Origin of the sequence: Allocoleopsis sp., assembly GCF_036703385.1 — a bacterium.
In the GTDB taxonomy this organism is placed as follows: Bacteria; Cyanobacteriota; Cyanobacteriia; order Cyanobacteriales; family Coleofasciculaceae; genus Allocoleopsis.
This window is the reverse complement of sequence record NZ_DATNPA010000111.1, coordinates 1-3,956: the sequence shown is the minus strand read 5'-3', so window position 1 is coordinate 3,956 and position 3,956 is coordinate 1. Positions and strand designations below refer to the sequence as shown.

Annotated in this window: 5 protein-coding genes; all 5 read left to right on the top strand. The window is 44.7% G+C overall.

From position 1 onward, the window contains the following. The coding region (locus V6C93_RS05540; RefSeq protein WP_333475654.1) for a cytochrome P450 at positions 1-532 on the top strand (532 nt) is incomplete at its 5' end. Between the two features lie 101 nt (positions 533-633). After that, positions 634-1,524, top strand: a complete 891-nt coding sequence (locus V6C93_RS05535) for a 4-hydroxybenzoate solanesyltransferase (protein ID WP_333475653.1) — start codon at positions 634-636, stop codon at positions 1,522-1,524. A gap of 25 nt (positions 1,525-1,549) precedes the next feature. Then, positions 1,550-2,146: a chorismate lyase gene (locus V6C93_RS05530; protein ID WP_333475652.1), complete on the top strand. Its 597-nt coding sequence runs from the start codon at positions 1,550-1,552 to the stop codon at positions 2,144-2,146. 97 nt (positions 2,147-2,243) lie between these two features. Then, positions 2,244-2,963, top strand: coding sequence for a hypothetical protein (locus V6C93_RS05525; protein ID WP_333475651.1), 720 nt, complete (start codon positions 2,244-2,246; stop codon positions 2,961-2,963). A gap of 61 nt (positions 2,964-3,024) precedes the next feature. Then, a partial coding sequence (locus V6C93_RS05520; RefSeq protein ID WP_333475650.1) for a hypothetical protein occupies positions 3,025-3,956 on the top strand: 932 nt, incomplete at its 3' end.

The window sequence follows — 3,956 nt, the reverse complement described above, 5'->3', positions numbered from 1 at the left end:
CCCAGAGGTCAAGAGCAAGCTCGAAAGTGAGATTGACACTATCCGCACCGATGCCGATCCAAGCTCGAGCGCCCGACTTCCCTATCTAACTGCGGTCTGTCAAGAAACACTGCGGCTCAACCCACCTGTTATGGCCGCCATTCCTCGTAAATTGAAAGCACCATGGCAAATCATGGGTTACCAGTTTGAGCCAGGTACGACGCTGATGGCTTGCATTTATCTGACTCACCAGCGGGAGGATTTGTACCCACAGCCGAAGCAGTTTAAGCCAGAACGCTTTCTGGAGCGGCAATTTTCTCCCTACGAGTACCTCCCTTTTGGAGGCGGTAGCCGTAGCTGTATTGGCATGGCATTTGCTCAGTTTGAAATGAAGTTAATCTTGACTACGATTTTGTCGCATTGGCAACTGGCTTTAGCAGATCAGCGCCCCGTCAAGCTTGTACGTCGTGGCATCACTCTAGCTCCTCCAAGCGGTCTGCGAATGGTTGTGACAGGTCAACGTCAGTCTCAGAAGATCCTGGCTACACTATGACCTGACATCGCAACCCTAGTGAAGTCGAGTGTGTTTCTTAAGTGTTTCTTGAGAAAGCGGTAGCCACTACATACATCTAAATAAATTCAGCCTTGCGAACTATGATTACCCAGCAAGAATCTCACAAAAGAGAACCCAGCTGGCTCAAGATTATTCGGCTTCTGAGATGGCACAAGCCAGCAGGACGGTTAATCTTAATGATTCCTGCCCTTTGGGCTGTCTTTTTGGCGGCACGAGCAACGCCACCAGCACCGCTTGTTTTCGTCATCATTTTAGTTAGTTTAACCAGCAGTGCTGCTGGGTGCGTTATCAACGACTTGTGGGATCGGAATATCGATTCACAAGTGCAAAGAACGCACACTCGCCCCTTAGCTTCCCGTACCATCTCTGTTAAAGTCGCTATTGTCGTTGCCTTGATATCTCTAGGCTGCACTGGGATTCTTGCCCTTTATCTCAAACCGCTCTCGTTCTGTTTGTTGGTGGCGGCGGTGCCGGTGATTGTGTTATATCCACTGGCGAAGCGGGTGTTTCCAGTACCCCAGCTAGTGCTAGCGATTGCCTGGGGTTTTGGAGTTCTGGTTAGCTGGAGTGCAGTGAGCGAACACTTAGAGTTTTCCACTTGGTTGCTCTGGGGCGCAACCGTACTCTGGACTTTGGGATTCGACACAATTTATGCCATGTCTGATCGCGAGGATGATCGGCGGATTGGCGTCAACTCCAGCGCCCTGTTCTTTGGTGAATACACTTCTGTTGCCGTTGGTATTTTCTTTGCTGGTACTGCCTTACTGCTGGTTGGGCTGGGCGTCTGTCTGGAGTTGCAAGTAAGCTTCTGGATTAGCCTCTCTCTTGCAACCCTAGGCTGGATATGGCAGTGTGTTCGCTTGCTTGACCCACAGCTTCCCTATCCTGCCTACGGTCAAATGTTTGATCAAAACGTCTGGATTGGCTTTCTGTTACTTTCTGGAATGATTGTAGGGTCTTTAAAGTTTTGAATTAAGACAAGCCTACAAGTGTATTATGTCTTCAACAAGTTTTTGTCAAACAACATGGCACTGCTTAATACCGCTTTGGCAAGGGGGAGAGGAAATAGTTCAACGAGGCTTGCCCCACACTCAGTTGGCACCAGCGTGGCAGATGCTACTGTTAGGAGATGGCTCCCCAACGCGACACCTCCAACTCCTAACAGGTGAACGAACGGAAGTAGATTTAATCGACATGTCTAACATTGGTATGAACTCAGATGGAGTCCCTGAACTGCTCCAATTATTACCGGGAGCACGACTGCGGCGGCAGGTGTGGCTCCGCACGTCTTCCGGTCAGCGATTAGCATATGCTACTTCGTGGTGGAAAGCCGATCATGTGGATGAGTATTTGCAGAACCCGAGCTTACCAATTTGGGCTAATTTAACTCGCCTACGTACAGAGTTGTATCGAGAAGTTCGGGGAATTCATTACGGTAAATCAGCTGCTTTAGAATCAGCTTTTGCCCAAACAGGCGCTTTTTGGGGACGCCACTATCTATTCTGGCATCGAGGACAGCCTCTAACACTAATTTATGAGGTTTTTTCTCCTTACTTAAGGAGATACATAGGCCCGATGGTCTTGTCAACTTGAGACAGTATCCGAACTCAAAAAACTCGACTGGGTACAGGTCGTAATAACAATAACGCTCCAATTCTCACTCTAGGTCAGTTGGAAATCGGTATAGATTATGTTTACAAACGCGGTTTTGAGCAATACGTGTGGCCTCGCTGCTGGGGTGTTTTGGCTGTTCGCCTATGTTGCTATCATCCGGCGTGGCTTCAAAGATCGTTCGCTTGCCATGCCCATGGTAGCTCTTAGTGCAAATATTTCGTGGGAAGCTATTTTTTCATTCATTTACATACCACCTAATAAACTTATACACTACTCTAGTATTATCTGGTTTTGCTTTGACTTACCAATTGCTTTGCAGTGTTTTCTTTATGGAGCAAACAATTCTCAGCCTAAATTTATACAGAAAAATTTTCGTTTATTTTTTTTAGCGTCTATAGCTATTTCTTTCTTGATTCTTGTTAGATTTATCTACGATTTTAACGATAAAAAGGGTGCGTATAGTGGCTATGGAATAAATCTTATGATGTCAATTCTTTTTGTTGGTATGCTTATTCAGCGCGATGGCATATTGGGTCAGTCGATTTACATTGCCCTCTGCAAGTGGCTGGGGACTTTTTTTGCTTTTTTTGCTTCATTTTTTGGGTCAGCAATAGATATTAACGCAACGTTTAATATTCATGCATTATTAACAGAAATCATCTCAAATCAAACCTACTTGTTAAAATCAACAGTCAAAGTTTTGTACCCTATTATTTTTATGATTGATGTTCTTTACATTGTACTTTTGTATCGACAACTTAGGAATAATAAGCTCAATCCCTGGACAAGGCTTTAATTTGATATAAACTTTTGAAGCGGTAGATGGATTACGAATTTTGCATATTATTCAAACCACAATGCCAAACACGACACCCATTAACCTAGAAAACATCCGCATTCTTGCAATCGCATCAGCAATTGGACGCGCACACTTGCTTCGTCTTGTCCTCATTGCGCGGGAACTCAGACGCCGTGGTGCTGAGGTAGCATTTGCCTACAAAGAACAGACTGAAATCTTAAAAGACGGCGGCTTCAAGGTGTTTCCCGTAGCAGGCGTTGTCGTAACCGACTTTACAGACAGTGACCGTAAGATCTATGAAGCTTTTACACTGTCTTGGGTTGAACAATGTGTCAAAGACGAACTCGAAGCAATTCAGGCTTTCAAGCCTGATGTTATTATCGGTGACTTGCGTTTTACAGCAGCCATTTCCTCAAGAATCTCCAAAATTCCCTACATCTCCATTGTGAATGGCTACAGGACAGATTATTTCAATATTGTTGATGCTATGCTCTCAAAAGAAGAGCGTCCTTTCAAGGACAAAATCGCCTCTGCTACGACCAAAGCTATCCAGGACAAGCAAAAAAGAGACGCAGCAACTAACTTTCGACTAGTTGCCAAGCAGTATGGAATACATAACCTTGAATCTATGTATGAGTTTCTAGCAGGAGACCTTACATTAATCGCAGATATACCACAGTATTGTCCGCTTGAGAATCTTCCCAAAAACTATCGTTATATTGGTCCATTAGTTTGGGAAGGATTAAATGAGACAGTACCAGTATACCTGGAAGCCCTTAGTAGCTCTAAATCCCTCATTTATGCCACAATCGGCAACACAGGCGGCGAAAAATTAATTCAGCTCGTTGTTGATGCTTTTCAAAACGATGATTCATACGAAGTCGTTTTGACTACTGGCGCTTACATTAACCCTGACAAAGTGCCTAAAATTTCAAATATTCATGTGGAAAAATTCATACCAGGCTCACAGATTATGCAGCAGTCTCAGGC